The organism is Pseudomonas sp. 7-41, from assembly GCF_021233075.1.
Classification (GTDB): Bacteria; Pseudomonadota; Gammaproteobacteria; order Pseudomonadales; family Pseudomonadaceae; genus Aquipseudomonas; species Aquipseudomonas veronii.
In genome coordinates, this window is sequence record NZ_CP089551.1 from 2,707,481 (window position 1) to 2,721,578 (window position 14,098).

The window sequence follows — 14,098 nt, forward strand, 5'->3', positions numbered from 1 at the left end:
TCCGCTCTCCATCAGTGACTGGCCGCCGTGGCGCCCATCTCATTGACTTGCTGGAAGGTCGAGAAACGTTCGAGGCCAAAGGGTTTGATCAGCTCCGGTACCTTGCCGCCGCTGGCGACCAACTCGGCCATGGTCTTGCCGCAGATCGGCGTGGCCTTGAAACCCCAGGTGCCCCAACCGGCGTCGAGGTAGTAATTCTTCACCGGCGACAGGCCCATGATCGGGCTGTAGTCCGGGGTCATGTCGGTGATCCCGGCCCACTGGCGCATCAACTTGGCGTTGGCCAGGAACGGGAACATCTCGATGGCATGGGCCAGCAGGCTTTCCTTGAGGTCCAGGGTCGAGCGTGTGTTGAACAGCGGGTAGGGGTCGGAACCGCCGCCGAACACCACTTCGCCGCGACTGGTTTGCTGCACGTAGCAGTGCAGGGCCGAGGAACTCACCAGCGGGTCGAGGAACGGCTTGAACGGCTGGGTGACCATGGCCTGCAGCGGGAAGGTCTGGATCGGCGAGCGGATGCCGGCCTTGGCCATCAACAGTGAGCTGTGCCCGGCAATCGCCTGCACCGCGCAGCCGCACCGGATGGTGCCGCGATTGGTTTTCACCGCGGTGATGGCGCCGTTTTCAATGATCAGGTCTTGCACTTCGGTGAGCTGATGGATTTCCACGCCGCGCTTGGCCGCCTGCTTGGCGTAGCCCCAGGCCACGGCATCGTGGCGCGCGGTGGCGCCGTCGATGTGCCAGAGCCCAGCGAGCACCGGCAGGTGGCCGGGGTCGAGGTTGAGGCTGGGCACCAGTTCGCGGATCTGCTGGCGGTCGATCATCTCGGTGCGCCCGCCGAAGTGCTTGTTGACCTCGGCGCGCTGGCGAAACGAACGCACGGTGGCGTCGGTGTGGGCCAGGGTCAGTTGGCCGCGCTCGGAGTACATGATGTTGAAATCGAATTCGTTGGACAGCGCCTGGAACATCTTCACTGACTCGGCGTAGAAGCGCACCCCTTCGCTGGTCAGGTAGTTGGAGCGGATCACCGCTGTGTTACGCGCGGTGTTGCCGCCGCCCAGATAGGACTTTTCCAGCACGGCAATGTTGCTGATGCCGTGGTACTTGGCCAGGTAGTAGGCGGTCGCCAGGCCGTGGCCGCCGGCGCCGATGATCACCACGTCGTAACTCGACTTGAGTTCTTTGGGCGGCGGCAGATCCACCTCCACCGGGTACTCCGAACTCAGCCCGTATTTCAATAGATTGAATGGCATACGGCCTCCGATTGGCTGCGTAGGGCGTGATGTTGCGCAAGGGCGGCGGTCACGGTGTTTTTCATCAGGAAGGCAATGGTCATCGGGCCGACACCGCCGGGGACCGGGGTGATGGCGGCGACGTGGGGCAGGGCAGCGTCGAAGTCGACATCGCCCACCAGGCGGCTGCGGCCGTCGTCATCGATACGGTTGATGCCGACGTCGATCACCACCGCGCCGGGTTTGAGCCAGCTGGCATCGATCAAGCGTGGGCGGCCCACGGCGGCGATCACGATGTCGGCCTGGCGGCACAGGGCCTGGGCGTTGTGGCTGCGCGAATGCAGCACCGTCACCGAGCAATCGGCCTTGAGCAGCAGCGCCGCCATGGGCTTGCCGACGATGTTCGAGCGGCCGACCACCACCGCGTGTTTACCGCGCAGGTCGCCACAGGTTTGCTCCAGCAGGTACAGGCAACCGCTGGGCGTGCAGGGCGTGAGCACGGCGCGCCCCTGGCTGAGGCCGCCGACGTTCTGGCTGTGGAAACCGTCGACGTCTTTCTGCGGCGCGATGGCTTCCAGGGCGCGCAGTTCGTCCATCTGCTTGGGCAGCGGCAATTGCAGGAGAATGCCGTGGATCGCCGGGTCGGCATTCAACTGGGCGATCAGGATCAACAGTTGTTCGGTGCTGGTGTCGCTGGGCAGCCGATGCTCCACGGAGCGGATGCCCACTTCTTCGGCGCGCAGGATCTTGTTGCGCACATACACCTGGCTGGCGGCGTCGTTGCCCACCAGGATCACCGCCAGGGCCGGTTGAATGGCTTGCTCGTGCAGGCGCGCCACGTCTTCGCGCACTTGCAGCAGTACCCGTGCGGCGGCGGCTTTGCCGTCGATCAGTTTGGGCGCGCTCACCGGAACACCACCGTTCTGTCCTGGTTGAGGAACACCCGATGCTCCAGGTGGTACTTGACCGCCTTGGACAGGGCCACGGTTTCGGTGTCGCGGCCGATGGCGACGAGGTCGTCGGGCTTGTACACGTGGTCCACGCGCTGCACTTCCTGCTCGATGATCGGGCCCTCATCCAGGTCGCTGGTCACATAATGCGCGGTGGCGCCGATCAACTTCACGCCACGCTGATAGGCCTGGTGATAGGGCTTGGCGCCTTTGAAACCGGGCAGGAACGAATGGTGGATATTGATCGCGCGCCCCGACAGTTGCCGGCACAGGTCGTCGGAGAGGATCTGCATGTAGCGCGCCAACACCACCAGTTCGGTGCGGGTGTCGTCGACGATCTTCATCAGCTCGGCTTCCTGCGCGGCCTTGGTGTCCTTGGTCACGGGCAGGTAGATAAAGCGGATGCCCTCGCGCTCGGCCATGGGCCGCAGGTCGAGGTGGTTGGAGACGATGGCGGTGATGGTCATGTCCATCTCGCCCTTGTGGTAGCGGTAGAGCAGGTCGGTGAGGCAGTGGTCGAACTTGCTCACCATCAGCAGCACGCGCATCGGCTCGCGGGTGTCGTACAGCGCCCACTGCATGTCGAAGGCCTGGGCGACGTCGGCGAAACCGGCACGGATCTGTTCCAGGTCGCCGGCGTGCCCATCGTTGAAACGGAACACGGCACGCATGAAGAAGCGACCGCTGAAGTCATCATCGAACTGCGCCATCTCCCCGATGTAGCACGCGTTGTCCGCCAGGTACGTGGTGACGGCAGCGACAATGCCGGACACCGCGGGACAAGTGACCTTGATGATGAAATGGTTTTTTTCGTGTTGCATGACACGTCCTCGGGATGATGGCGGCAGCTCATCGCATAGCGAAAAAACGTCAGAGGACAGCAGGCTCATTCCGTGAGCGCATTTTCTTGTTAGGAATAAAATATTCCTGAAGTGGCTTTATAGGGGAATGGACGCAGGGCGTCTAGGGGTTTTGGGAAAGTTTTTTAACTGAGAGGAAATTTTCCACAGGCCCAGTGGCATCGAACGCTGTTGAAAATGTGGGAGGGGGCTTGCCCCCCTCCCACAATTGGATCTCTGTGCTTCAGGTGTATCGCGAGTCCGGATTATTCTTTGTCGTTGCCGTAATTCATGATCGACAGCAGGCGAATCGGCACCCGCACCAATTCCTCCGGCCCATGGGGAATCTCGCCCTCGAACGTCAGGCTGTCGCCGGCTTCCATCCGATACAGCTGATTCCCATGCCGATAAATCAGCTCCCCTTCCAACAAGTGCAGAAACTCGGTCCCAGGGTGGGCAAAGGTCGGGAACTCCTCGCTGGCGTCATCCATGCTGACCATGTACGCCTCGAAGCTCTTCTTCGGCCCCCGGGTATGGTTGAGCAGATGGTAGGTATGCCCCTTTTCCGTCCCGCGGCGCACCACTTCCATGCCTTGGTCGGCCTTGACCAGCAAGGCACTGCCGTCCTGTTGATCGTATTCGGCGAACAATTTCGACAACGGCAGCCCGAGCACATCGCACAGGCGGCTGAGGGTGTCGAGGCTGGTGGAGACCTGGGCGTTTTCGATCTTGCTCAACATGCCCTGGCTGATATCGGCAATCTTCGCCACGTCGGACAGCTTCAGGTCCTGGGCCTGGCGCTGGCGTTTGATCTGCAAACCCAGGTATTGCTCGAGTTTGAGGCGGGGGGCGGTTTCGGTGGACATAGTCATCAGATCCTGCACGCTTTCCGTTCAGTAATATTAGTTTCGCACTAGGAAAGTGCAAGCAGCGGCGCTTGGCGGCCGTGCCCAGGCACGTATTCCCACGGGGAAAACAATTTTCCCATATATACAGCACAAAAGCGCTTTCACCGGCACTTCAATCGGCCGCTCGCGAATCTGGCAAGGGTATTGCATTCCTGTGGAGAAACTAACTTTCTTTTTAGGAATAAAAAGACAGTCCAGGCCCACCCACACGGTTTTGCCTTTCGCGAGGAGTGACACGCAATGTTGCCAGCAGAAACCCAGCGCATCATCGACAAGTACGGCATCAAGTACGTGCTTGCGCAGTTTGTGGATATACACGGTGCGGCCAAGACCAAGTCGGTGCCGATTTGCGGGCTCAAGACGGTGGCCGAAGAGGGCGCCGGGTTTGCCGGGTTTGCCATCAGCGGCATGGGCATGGAACCCCACGGCCCGGACTTCATGGCGCGGGGTGACCTGTCCACGCTGACCCCGGTGCCCTGGCAGCCGGGTTACGGGCGCGTGGTGTGCGTCGGGCATGTCGACGGCAAGCCCCATCCCTTTGATAGCCGCTACGTGCTGCAGCAGCAGGTGCAGCGCCTGCAGGACAAGGGCTGGACGCTGAACACCGGCCTGGAACCCGAATTCAACCTGATGCGCCGCGACGAGCAGGGCAAGCTGCAACTGGTCGACCCCAGCGACAACCTCGACAAGCCCTGCTACGACTACAAGGGCCTGTCGCGCTCGCGGGTATTCCTGGAACGCCTGACCGAAGCCTTGCAGGCGGTGGATTTCGAGGTCTATCAGATCGACCACGAAGACGCCAACGGCCAGTTCGAGATCAACTACACCTACAGCGACGCCCTGACCTCGGCCGACCGTTTCACCTTCTTCCGCATGGCTGCCGGCGAGATCGCCAATGACCTGGGCATGATCTGTTCCTTCATGCCCAAGCCCGACCCGAAACGCGCCGGCAACGGCATGCACTTTCATCTGTCGATCAGCAGCGCCGAGAACAAGAACCTGTTCCACGACGCCAGCGACCCGAGCGGCATGGGCCTGTCGAAGCTGGCCTATCACTTCGCCGCCGGCCTGCTCGCCCATGGCCCGGCGCTGTGTGCGTTCGCCGCGCCCACCGTCAACTCCTACAAGCGCCTGGTGGTGGGCCACTCGCTGTCCGGCGCCACCTGGGCCCCGGCCTTTATCGCGTTTGGCGCCAACAACCGTTCGGCCATGGTGCGCGTGCCTTACGGCCGCCTGGAGTTCCGCCTGCCGGATGCCGGCTGCAACCCTTACCTGGTCAGCGCCGCAATCATCGCGGCGGGCCTGGACGGTATCGATCGCCAGCTGGAAATCGACCACGTCTGCAATGAAAACCTCTACAGCCTGAGCCTGGAACAGATCGCCGAGCGCGGCATCAAGACCTTGCCGCAATCCCTCAAGGAAGCCTGCGACGCGCTGGAAGCCGACCCGCTGTTCGCCGAGGTGCTCGGCCCGCAGATCGTGGGTGAGTTCATCAAACTCAAGCGCATGGAGTGGGTGGAATACAGCCGCCATGTGAGCGACTGGGAAGTCCAGCGCTATACCGAATTTTTCTGACACCGTGTGACGGAGACTTGATATGTGTGGAATCGTAGGTCTGTACCTGAAAAACCCCCGGCTGGAACCCCAACTCGGCCAGCTGTTTGAACCGATGTTGCAGGCCATGACCGACCGTGGCCCGGACAGTGCGGGCTTTGCCATCTACGGTGATGAAGTCGCCGATGGCTGGGTCAAGCTGACCCTGCAAGCGACCACCGAGGCCTTCGACTGGAAAGCCCTGATGGGCGAGCTGGAAGGGCGCCTGGGCTGTTCGCTGGACTGGTTTCAGAACGCCAGCGCCGCCGTGTTGAAGGTCCACGCCGACGAAGCCCCGGTACGCCTGGCCCTGGCCGAACTGGCGCCGAGCGTGCGGGTCATGAGCGCCGGGCAGAGCATCGAGATCCTCAAGGGCATGGGCCTGCCCCAGGAGATTTCCCAGCGCTTCGGCCTGGCGAGCATGCAGGGCAGCCACATCATCGGCCACACCCGCATGGCCACCGAAAGCGCGGTGACCATGGAAGGCAGCCACCCGTTTTCCACCGGTGCCGACCTGTGCCTGGTGCATAACGGTTCGCTGTCGAACCACTTCCGCCTGCGCCAGGAACTCAAGCGCGAAGGCATCCATTTCGAAACCGACAACGACACCGAAGTCGCCGCCGGCTACCTGACCTGGCGCCTGCAACAGGGCGACTCGCTCAAAGACGCGCTGGACCACGCCCTGGAAGACCTCGACGGCTTCTTCACCTTCGCCATCGGCACGCGCAACGGTTTTGCGGTGATCCGCGATCCGATCGCGTGCAAGCCGGCGATCCTCGCCGAGACCGACGACTACGTCGCCATGGCCTCCGAGTACCAGGCGCTGTCGAGCCTGCCAGGCATCGAGAATGCCCGCATCTGGGAGCCCGCACCGGCCACTTTGTACATCTGGGAACGCCAGTCAGCTTAAGGAGCGCACACATGAAAACCATCGACCTTTCCACCGCCACCGTGCGTGACCTCAACCAGGCGCTGCACGCCCAGGCCATCGACAACGAGTGGCGCGTCACCCACTCCAACGGCAAGCACAACCTTGCGGTGGGGGTGAATCAGGCGGTGTCCATCGATATCGAAGGCCACGCCGGCTACTACTGCGCGGGCATGAACCAACAGGCGTCGATCACCGTACACGGCAACGTCGGCGTGGGCTGCGCCGAGAACATGATGTCCGGTTCGGTGCGCGTCAAAGGCAGCGCGTCCCAGGCGGCCGGGGCCACGGCCCATGGCGGCTTGCTGGTGATCGAAGGCGACGCGGGGGCGCGTTGCGGGATTTCCATGAAAGGCATCGACATCGTGGTCGGCGGCAGCATCGGCCACATGAGCTGCTTCATGGGCCAGGCCGGGCGTCTGGTCGTCTGCGGCGATGCCGGCGATGCGCTGGGCGATTCGCTGTACGAGACCCACATCTACGTGAAGGGCACGGTCGAGTCGCTGGGCTCCGATTGCGTCGAAAAAGAGATGCGCAGCGAGCACCTGCAAGAGCTGCAGGAGCTGCTCGATCGCGCCGGTTTCGCCCACCGCGCGGCGGATTTCAAGCGCTACGGCTCGGCCCGCCAGCTGTACAACTTCAAAGTCGACAACGCCTCCGCGTACTGAACCAGGAGCTACACCATGAGTGAAAAAACCCCTCCAGTGTTGCGCGAGTCGGCCACCTTCGACCGCCTGACCATCCAGGAAATCCAGCGTGCCGCCGAAACCGGCATCTACGACATTCGCGGCGGCGGTACCAAGCGCAAGTTGCCGCACTTCGATGACTTGCTGCTGCTGGGCGCCAGCGTGTCGCGTTACCCGCTGGAAGGCTATCGCGAGAAGTGCGGCACCGATGTGATCCTCGGCAACCGCTTCGCCAAGAAGCCGATCCACCTGAAGATCCCGGTGACCATCGCCGGCATGAGTTTCGGTGCGTTGTCGGCCAACGCCAAGGAAGCCCTGGGCCGTGGCGCGAGCATCGCCGGCACCAGCACCACCACCGGTGACGGCGGCATGACCCCGGAAGAGCGCGGCCAGTCGCGGCACCTGGTGTACCAGTACCTGCCGTCGCGCTACGGCATGAACCCCGATGACCTGCGCAAGGCCGACGCCATCGAGATCGTCCTCGGCCAGGGCGCCAAGCCCGGCGGTGGCGGCATGTTGCTGGGCATGAAGGTCACCGAACGCGTGGCCGGCATGCGTACCTTGCCGATCGGCGTGGACCAGCGCAGCGCCTGCCGCCACCCGGACTGGACCGGTCCGGACGACCTGGCTATCAAGATTGCCGAGTTGCGCGAAATCACCGATTGGGAAAAACCGATCTACGTGAAAATCGGCGCCAGCCGGCCGTATTACGACGTGAAGCTGGCGGTCAAGGCCGGTGCCGATGTGATCGTACTCGACGGCATGCAGGGTGGCACCGCGGCGACCCAGGAAGTGTTTATCGAACACGTCGGCATCCCGATTTTGTCGGCGATCCCGCAAGCGGTACAGGCTTTGCAAGAGATGGGCATGCACCGCAAGGTCCAGTTGATTGTGTCGGGCGGGATTCGCAACGGCGCCGATGTGGCCAAGGCCATGGCGATGGGCGCGGATGCGGTGGCCATCGGCACGGCGGCGCTGATTGCCCTGGGCGACAACCACCCACGGCTGGACGCTGAACTGAAAAAGATCGGCTCGGCCGCCGGCTTCTACGACGACTGGCAGAACGGCCGCGACCCGGCCGGCATCACCACCCAAGACCCGGAGCTGTCGAAACGCCTGGACCCGGTGGAAGGCGGGCGTCGTTTGGCCAACTACCTGCGGGTGATGGTGTTGGAGGCCCAGACCATGGCCCGTGCGTGCGGCAAGTCGCACCTGCACAACCTCGACCCCGAGGACCTGGTGGCGCTGACGGTGGAGTCGGCCGCCATGGCCCGGGTGCCGTTGGCGGGGACCCGTTGGATACCGGGTTCCGGTTACTGAGTGACGAGCCGGCTTGCCGGCTGCTACGGCGTTCCACCCCTGTAGGAGCGAGCCTGCTCGCGAAGGTCGTTAACGATAACGCGGGCATCCTGGATGACCGCGTTGCCTGGACGTTTTTCGCGAGCAAGAACTAGGCGTCCCCCTCGCTCCTACATGCATCTCCCCTATCTTTTGCAGGAGCTTTGAACATGATCAATCGTCTTCTCGGCAAATCCCTCTTCGGCTTATTGGCCGCCTGTGCCTTCGCCCCCTTGGCCCAGGCCGCCGATGCGCCCACCTTGAACACCGGCAGCACCGCCTGGATGGTCACCGCCGCGGTGCTGGTGCTGTTCATGTGCCTGCCGGGGCTCGCGCTGTTCTACGGCGGGCTGGTCCGGGCGAAAAACATGCTCTCGCTGTTCACCCAGTGTTTTGGCGTCGCCGGGCTGGTGGGCGTGCTGTGGGTGATCTACGGCTACAGCATGGTGGTGGACACCACGGGCATGGTCGAAGGGCAGGTGACCTTCAACAGTTTTGTCGGCGGCCTGAGCCGCGCGTTCCTGGCGGGGATGACCCCCGAGAGCTTGGTGGGGGATATTCCGGAAGGCGTGTTCGTGACCTTCCAGATGACCTTCGCAATCATCACCCCGGCGCTGATCGCTGGCGCCTTCGCCGAACGCATGAAGTTCTCGGCGGCGCTGCTGTTCATGGCCATCTGGTTCACCCTGGTGTATGCACCGGTGGCGCATATGGTCTGGGGCGGTTCGGGGGCCTTGATGCATAACTGGGGCGTGCTCGACTTTGCCGGCGGCACCGCCGTACACATCAACGCAGGTGTGGCCGCGCTCGCCGCATGCCTGATCCTCGGCAAGCGCAAGGGCTACCAGAACACGCCGATGCCCGCGCATAACCTGAGCCTGACCATGGCCGGTGCGGCGATGCTCTGGGTCGGCTGGTTCGGCTTCAATATCGGCTCCGGCGGCGGCCTCAACGGCACCTCGGGGATCGTCATGCTCAACACCCAACTGGGCGCGTGTGCGGGGATTCTTGGCTGGATGTTCACCGAGTGGTTCAAGGTCGGCAAACCCAGCGCCCTGGGCCTGGCCAGCGGTGCATTGGCCGGTCTGGTGGGGATCACCCCGGCGTGCGCCTATGTCGGCGTCGGCGGCGCGTTGGCCATCGGCTTGCTGTGCGGGGTGTTCTGCTACTTGAGCGTGACCGTGTTGAAGCGTCGCTTCGGCTACGACGACAGCCTCGACGTATTCGGCTTGCACGGCATCGGCGGCATGATCGGCGCGGTGCTCACCGGGGTGTTCTGCGTGCCGTCCATGGGCGGCCTGGTGGAAGGCGTGACCATGGGCGGCCAAGTCGTCGCCCAGATCAAGGGGGTGTTGCTGACCACGGTGTACTGCTTCGTGGTCAGCTGGATCATCCTCAAGGTGGTCAATGCCCTGGTCGGCCTGCGTGCCCATGAGTCGGTGGAAGAGATGGGCCTGGACCTGGCCGAGCACAACGAGCGCGCCTACAACCACTAACGGCCCACTGTAGGAGCGAGCTTGCTCGCGAAGGTCGTTAACGATAAGGGCATCCTGGATGACCGCGTTGCCTGGGCGTTTTTCGCGAGCAAGCTCGCTCCTACAGGTGCGGCGCCAGCGCTCGGGGCAGGGCTTTGCGTTGTAACTGGCTTGCCACCAGGGTGTTTTTCAGCCTGCGTGCCCATGAGTCGGGACCTGGCCGCCTACAACCCCTGAAAACCCTGTAGGAGCGAGCTTGCTCGCGAAGGTCGTTAACGATAGCGCGGGCATCCTGGATGACCGCGTTGCCTGGGCGTTTTTCGCGAGCAAGCTCGCTCCTACAGGTGCGGCGCCAGCGCCTGGGGCAGGGCTTTGCGTTGCAACTGGCTCGCCACTAGGGTGTTTTTCAGCCTGCGTGCCCATGAGTCGGGACCTGGTCGCCTACAACCCCTGAGAACCCTGTAGGAGCGAGCTTGCTCGCGAAGGTCGTTAACGATAACGCGGGCATCCTGGATGGCCGCGTTGCCTGGGCGTTTTTCGCGAGCAAGCTCGCTCCTACAGGTACAGCGCCTGCGCTCGGGGCAGGGCTTTGCGCTGCAACTGGCTCGCCACCAGGGTGTTTTTCAGCCTGCGAGCCCATGAGTCGGGACCTGGCCGCCTACAACCCCTGAGAACCCTGTAGGAGCGAGCTTGCTCGCGAAGGTCATTAACGATAACGCGGGCATCCTGGATGACCGCGTTGCCTGGAGGTTTTTTGCGAGCAAGCTCGCTCCTACAGGTGCGGCGCCAGCGCTCGGGGCAGGGCTTTGCGTTGCAACTGGCTCGCCACCAGGGTGTTTTTCAGCCTGCGTGACCATGAGTCGGGACCTGGCCGCCTACAACCCCTGAAAACCCTGTAGGAGCGAGCTTGCTCGCGAAGGTCGTTAACGATAACGCGGGCATCCTGGATGACCGCGTTGCCTGGGCGTTTTTCGCGAGCAAGCTCGCTCCTACAGGTGCGGCGCCAGCGCTCGGGGTAGGGCTTTGCGTTGTAACTGGCTCGCCACCAGGGTGTTCTTCAGCCTGCGAGCCCATGAGTCGGGACCTGGCCGCCTACAACCCCTGAGAACCCTGTAGGAGCGAGCTTGCTCGCGAAGGTCGTTAACGATAGCGCGGGCATCCTGGATGACCGCGTTGCCTGGGCGTTTTTCGCGAGCAAGCTCGCTCCTACAGGTGCGGCGCCAGCGCCTGGGGCAGGGCTTTGCGTTGCAACTGGCTCGCCACTAGGGTGTTCTTCAGCCTGCGAGCCCATGAGTCGGGACCTGGCCGCCTACAACCCCTGAGAACCCTGTAGGAGCGAGCTTGCTCGCGAAGGTCGTTAACGATAACGCGGGCATCCTGGATGACCGCGTTGCCTGGGCGTTTTTCGCGAGCAAGCTCGCTCCTACAGGTGCGGCGCCAGCGCTCGGGGCAGGGCTTTGCGCTGCAACTGGCTCGCCACCAGGGTGTTTTTCAGTAGGTAGGCAATCGTCATCGGCCCCACACCACCCGGCACCGGCGTAATCGCGCTGGCCACGGTGCGTGCGCTGGCGTAGTCCACATCGCCCACCAACCGCGTACCGGTCTCGGTGCTGATGCGGTTGATCCCCACATCGATCACCACCGCGCCAGGCTTGAGCCAGCTGGCATCGATCAACTGCGGCCGACCGACCGCAGCGACGACGATATCGGCCAAGCGGCACAATGCCTGAGCATCGACGCTGCGCGAATGCACCACGGTGACCGAGCAGTTGGCCTGCAACAGCAGGGTCGCCATCGGTTTGCCGACGATGTTCGAGCGGCCAATCACCACCGCGTGCAAGCCACTCAAATCGCCGCAGGTTTCATGCAGCAGGCGCATGCAGCCGCTGGGCGTGCAAGGCGTGAGCACCTCGATGCCTTGCACCAGGCCGCCGACGTTCTCACGGTGGAAACCGTCCACGTCCTTGATCGGGTCAATCGCATGGATCACGGCCGCCTCGTCGATATGCGCCGGCAACGGCAACTGCACCAGCACGCCATTGACCGAAACGTCGGCGTTCAACTGGGCCAGCAGATCGAGCACTTGCGCCTGGCTGGCGTCATCCGGCAGCCGGTATTCAAGGGAGCGAATCCCGACTTCCTTGGCCCGCAGCAGTTTGTTGCGCACATACACTTCGCTGGCCGGATCGTCGCCCACCAGCACGACAGCCAGGGCCGGGAAGATTTTTTGCGCGGCAAGCAGCAGGACCTCTTCGCGAACCTCGTCGAGAACCTGGGCAGAAATGGCCTTGCCGTCGATATCGCGGGCAAGGGAAGGGAGAGTGCTGGTCAAAAGCGTCACCGTTGTCTGGAGAAATAGGGGCGCTGAGGGATAAATCCCTCAGCAATAGGCAGCCCAGGGCATTCAGGCTACCAGTTGATGGCAGGCATACACCACCAGCACACCGGCGATCAGTGTGGCGTAGGGCAGCCAGCCGGCGCGGCGTTGGCCGTCATCGGCCTGGATATACAAGTCACTGAGCATGGCCGCGGGGAAGCGACCTTTGTCCTGCACATAGTGGCGGTAGCAGAACACCGGCAGGATCAACAGCGCCAGCAGCAAGCCGGTGACCAGCGTGCCTGCGCCCCAGATATCCGCACCCAGGCCCATGCACGCCAGGTTGACGAAGCTCAGCACGCCGCCGGCCGCCAGCAGCACGGTGGGGGCTTTGTACGGGCGCACCCAGTCGGGGCGGTCGAGGCGGTGGATCCAGCCGGCGTTGAGGTTGAGGAAGTTGAAAATGATGTAGCTGACGTTGGACGCCGCCAGCACGAACACATAGTCCGACATCAGCAACAACAGCAGGTTGAACGACAGGTCGGTCCACATCGCCGCCGTGGGCGCACCGTGTTCGTTGGTGCGCCCCAGGTATTTGGGCAGCCAGCCGTCCACCGACGCCTGATACAGGGTGCGCGACGAGCCGGACATCGAGGTCATGATCGCCAGCAACGTGGCGAGCACCAGCATGATCAGCACGATATTGGCGACCACCTTGCCGCCGCCGATGCTGTCGGCCATCACCTGACCAACGCCCATGCCGCTGTAGATCGCCGGCGACAGCAGGCCGCTGTACACCGCCGGAGTCACTACCGCGCCGCTGGCGTCGAGCACCGCCGGGGTCACCAGTTGGCCCAGCCCCAGGCTGCCTTGAAACGCCAGCGGCACCAGGGTGAACACCAGGATGCACAGCAGGCCGGCGTAGAAGATCGCCTTGAAGGTGTCACGCTTGGGGTCCTTGAACTCGCGGGTGTAGCACACCGCCGTTTCGAACCCGTAGGTGGACCACGCGGCCATGAACAGCCCGCCGGCCATCAGCGACCAGCCGGACATATCCCACGGGCCGTCGATGACTTGCCCGGCCGCGTCATGGGCCAGCGGGAACAGCGGCAGGAAGTTGGCCTGGGTCGCGTCCCCGGTGAACAACGGCACCACGCCCACCAGCAACAGCGGGATCAGCGAGGTGACCCCGAGCACCAGCGTCAGGCGCGCCGAGCGCAGGATGCCGCCATGCTGCACGGCAAACACCGTGAGCAGAATCAACAGGCCAATGGCGAACGTCGCGTTGATGCGCAACGACAGGCCGCTCTTGACCCAACCCAGGTCAAGCAGGGTCAGTTGCCAGGTGTTGATCAGCGCATCGGCGGGAAACAGCGCGGTGAGGATATACCCCGCCGCCAGCCCCGAACCGATGGACAGCACCGGCGACCAGGCCAGCCAGTTGCACCACACCGACACCGGCGCGATCAACTTGCTGTAGCGCACCCAGGCCACCGCGCCGTACACGGACGCGCCGCCGGACTTGTGCGGGAACAGCCCGGCGATCTCGGCATAGGTGAAGGCCTGGATAAACCCGAACAGGATCGACACGATCCACACGATCCAGGCCGGTTTGCCCACCGTGGCGGCAATCGCGCCGATGGAGAACAGCACCAGCGCGGGCACGCCACTGGCGACCCAGAATGCACCGCGCCAATCGATCTTGCGGTGCAGGCTGCCCACTGAGCTGGCAGCCTGCGGTACAGCCTCGAACGTCGTCGCTTCCATCTTCGTATTCCCATGTCTGAGTAGCGGTTAAGAAGGGCAATCAAAGTGGGCAGTCAAAGTGGGGT

The 14,098-nt window shown here is 63.3% G+C and carries 11 protein-coding genes; 5 read left to right on the forward strand and 6 right to left on the reverse strand.

What is annotated here, in order from left to right:
• Positions 1-11 precede the first annotated feature (11 nt).
• The 4 genes from LQ249_RS12290 to LQ249_RS12305 form a co-directional block, all read right to left on the reverse strand.
• Entirely contained in the window at positions 12-1,253 is a 1,242-nt protein-coding gene (locus LQ249_RS12290; protein WP_046383920.1) for an FAD-dependent oxidoreductase, read from the reverse strand.
• Positions 1,235-2,140: a bifunctional methylenetetrahydrofolate dehydrogenase/methenyltetrahydrofolate cyclohydrolase FolD gene (gene folD / locus LQ249_RS12295; RefSeq protein WP_079443521.1), complete on the reverse strand. Its 906-nt coding sequence runs from the start codon at positions 2,138-2,140 to the stop codon at positions 1,235-1,237. The genes LQ249_RS12290 and folD (LQ249_RS12295) overlap by 19 nt, the downstream gene beginning before the upstream one ends.
• A complete protein-coding gene (gene purU / locus LQ249_RS12300; RefSeq protein WP_046383918.1) occupies positions 2,137-3,003 on the reverse strand; it encodes a formyltetrahydrofolate deformylase in 867 nt (288 codons plus the stop codon). The genes folD (LQ249_RS12295) and purU overlap by 4 nt, the downstream gene beginning before the upstream one ends.
• Positions 3,004-3,287: 284 nt before the next feature.
• Positions 3,288-3,887 (reverse strand): helix-turn-helix domain-containing protein, encoded by a 600-nt coding sequence (locus LQ249_RS12305; RefSeq protein WP_046383917.1) that lies wholly within the window; start codon positions 3,885-3,887, stop codon positions 3,288-3,290.
• Positions 3,888-4,169: 282 nt separating this feature from the next.
• On the opposite strand from LQ249_RS12305, the gene glnT reads away from it, so the two are divergent.
• The 5 genes from glnT to LQ249_RS12330 all read left to right on the forward strand — a co-directional run bounded on the left by glnT (position 4,170) and on the right by LQ249_RS12330 (position 9,970).
• Entirely contained in the window at positions 4,170-5,504 is a 1,335-nt protein-coding gene (gene glnT, locus LQ249_RS12310) for a type III glutamate--ammonia ligase (protein WP_057005902.1), read from the forward strand.
• 22 nt (positions 5,505-5,526) lie between these two features.
• The gene (locus tag LQ249_RS12315) at positions 5,527-6,432 is read left to right on the forward strand and encodes a class II glutamine amidotransferase (protein WP_046383915.1); all 906 of its coding nucleotides are present in this window, start codon (positions 5,527-5,529) and stop codon (positions 6,430-6,432) included.
• Between the two features lie 11 nt (positions 6,433-6,443).
• A complete protein-coding gene (locus tag LQ249_RS12320) occupies positions 6,444-7,118 on the forward strand; it encodes a protein glxC (RefSeq protein WP_046383914.1) in 675 nt (224 codons plus the stop codon).
• A gap of 15 nt (positions 7,119-7,133) precedes the next feature.
• Positions 7,134-8,456: an FMN-binding glutamate synthase family protein gene (locus tag LQ249_RS12325; protein ID WP_046383913.1), complete on the forward strand. Its 1,323-nt coding sequence runs from the start codon at positions 7,134-7,136 to the stop codon at positions 8,454-8,456.
• Between the two features lie 188 nt (positions 8,457-8,644).
• Positions 8,645-9,970, forward strand: coding sequence for an ammonium transporter (locus LQ249_RS12330; protein WP_046383912.1), 1,326 nt, complete (start codon positions 8,645-8,647; stop codon positions 9,968-9,970).
• A 1,402-nt stretch (positions 9,971-11,372) separates the two neighbouring features.
• On the opposite strand, the gene folD (LQ249_RS12335) is transcribed toward LQ249_RS12330, so the two are convergent.
• Positions 11,373-12,290: a bifunctional methylenetetrahydrofolate dehydrogenase/methenyltetrahydrofolate cyclohydrolase FolD gene (gene folD / locus LQ249_RS12335; RefSeq protein WP_082107777.1), complete on the reverse strand. Its 918-nt coding sequence runs from the start codon at positions 12,288-12,290 to the stop codon at positions 11,373-11,375.
• Positions 12,291-12,353: 63 nt separating this feature from the next.
• The gene (locus tag LQ249_RS12340) at positions 12,354-14,033 is read right to left on the reverse strand and encodes an APC family permease (protein ID WP_108526652.1); all 1,680 of its coding nucleotides are present in this window, start codon (positions 14,031-14,033) and stop codon (positions 12,354-12,356) included.
• Positions 14,034-14,098: the final 65 nt, after the last annotated feature.